The 2,364-nt window shown below is 49.7% G+C and carries 2 protein-coding genes; both read right to left on the reverse strand.

Annotation, left to right across the window (positions count from 1 at the left end):
* Positions 1–95: 95 nt before the first annotated feature.
* Positions 96–275: a hypothetical protein gene (locus tag A1351_RS07810; protein WP_157096185.1), complete on the reverse strand. Its 180-nt coding sequence runs from the start codon at positions 273–275 to the stop codon at positions 96–98.
* 11 nt (positions 276–286) lie between these two features.
* Positions 287–2,364: glycosyltransferase (locus A1351_RS07815; protein ID WP_157096186.1), on the reverse strand; the 2,078-nt coding region annotated here is incomplete at its 5' end.

Genomic DNA, 2,364 nt, shown 5'->3' on the forward strand with positions numbered 1-2,364 from the left:
CCACGCCGCCTGGGCCAACTATCTCGAAAGGCCCGCTGGGTCGAGGAAGCCGAGATTCGCCGATCAATCCACCTCATTAAAAAGTGTCACCCTTGTTAGAACCGTGCCGACTGATCAAAAGCCAACTTCGTCACCGGGCTGCTACAAGGCTTGCCGCCGAGGTCGGAGATCGACGCGGAAAAGACCCTGCCCTGGGTCGAAACGCAGACGGGAAAGAACAAGGCGCGGTCGTGACGCGCGGCGATGGAGATGATGCTCCAATCCAAAGCAGCCATCGGCCTGATCCTCAAGAATCCGAATTGAAGATTTTGTCGATTTCGCTCTGATAATTGCGACGATCGGCATGAGCCTCGAGCCACTGCGCCGCTCCATCGCGTATGCTGTTCCAGACCGCTTCATCATTGTACACCCGCGCGATAGCTCTCGCGAATTCGTCTGGATCGAAGGGCGAGGCAGCTAAAGTCTCAGAACCCGCCTTCCATCCGAGTTGATCATTCAACACATTGGAGACTACGGTCGGGACGCCAAACGACGCGGCCTCGAACACCTTGTAAGGTATTCCGGCAGCGATACGCGTTGGCGCAACAAACACGCGGTGCGCGTTGTAGACATCCCAAAGTTTATCGACATACCCGAATAGCTGCACGCCTCGGCAGATCCGCAAATATTCCAGATCTATGCCTGGTGCGATATAGCCAACGATGGTGATATGCGCGTCGCTGCCAATATACCTTAGCAGTATCGGTAACACGTCTTCGCATAGCCACTTGACCGATTCATAATTCGGCGTATCCGCGCCGTGAAAAGACCCTACGAAAAGAATATCGGATCTTTCCGACCATTTCGAAGGGGTGAGCGCGAGATCGCGAATATGGCCCACGACCAAGGGAGCGCCGAAGCCGCATGCTTCGATCAACGCCGCTTCGTTCGACGATACAGCTACGATTTTGCGACAACTAGAAGCTTTTCCGAGTTCTCTCGATATGTCGTCGAGCAATGTCGTCGACGAAATTATTCCGTTATTTATATGTTGTTGATGCAAACGAACAGACGATATCGCCTCGGTATCAAGTATAATATCAACTGAGTGATTTTTAGCTGTGCTATCTACAATACAGTCAATGGACTTGTCAAGATTATGAGTGCGACAAATCCAAATTTTTTCATAATAAGCGGCTCGCCGCTCCAGAAAGCTAGGAAGCTTATCTACATTTCCATCGGCGATAATCTCTACATTATCTGGAAATTCTCCATATAAGTCCGTCATAAAATAATCCATTTCGATCATAGGATATATTGTAATTGCATATCCGAGTTGATTCATCGCACGTATGATGTCATTTGTTCTCGTGTGCCCGGCGCCTAGGTGTCGAAGTGGAACATGATCCTCGATCACTAGAATACGGCGTGACGGCAATCGGTGAAACCGCGCAATTTCCGTATTGTTGCTTCTGTGCCGCTGATAGCGCAGCGTTGCTTTATGCTTATTATAGAATATACGCCTGTTATTCGACATCATCAGGTCTTTGGCTCCGAAGGCCGACGAAGTGCCGAACTCAAAATGCCGAATGACGACGGCGGGATCGTAAATCACATGGAAGCCTATATGCCACATTCTCAAGCAAATGTCTGCGTCCTCGTAATAGGCGGGGGCGAATCTGAGATCGAAACCGCCGAGGCGTTTAAATATAGACGTTCGTAAAAGAAGGAAAGCTGCGGAGCAGAAATCCACCTCGCGAACGAAATTCGTTTCGGGCGTGTTCTGAGAACCGTCGCGCATATAGCCCGCACAATACCCATCATTATATATTATGGACCCTGCCTCCTGCAACCGCCCGTTGGTTCTCACTATTTTTGCGCCTACGGCGCCGATGTTTTCGTTCGATTGCATCCGCCTCATGGCCGCCGCGAGAGCGCCGTGCTCCAGTTCAATATCATTATTGATGAGCAACGTATAGTCTGATACAACCATCTTGAGAGCAGCATTTACTGCACGAACATATGAAATATTGTCTTCATGTCGTATTATTTGCGCTCCGATCACCGCCCGTTCGACTATCGTGATGTCCGTCGATCCAGAATCGACCAATATCAACTGGATGTCGCCGCAATAGTTTGCTCTAAGAGAGGCAAGCGTGTTCAACGTCAAAAATATTTCATTGTGCATGACGACGATGACGCTCACGTTAGGCTCGTCAGCGTATCGGAAGTTTATCTTGTTTCTGAGATGCAGGAACGCTGCCTCGGATGACTTGCGTCTAAAAAGCTGCTTGGTCGCGGCTTCATCCAATGGTCGATCGCCAAAATCGAGATCATTCCCCGTCCACGGGCCGCTATCCAAAAAAAATTCAAATGGATTTATAT

Origin of the sequence: Methylosinus sp. R-45379 (assembly GCF_001644125.1) — a bacterium.
GTDB lineage: Bacteria > Pseudomonadota > Alphaproteobacteria > Rhizobiales > Beijerinckiaceae > Methylosinus.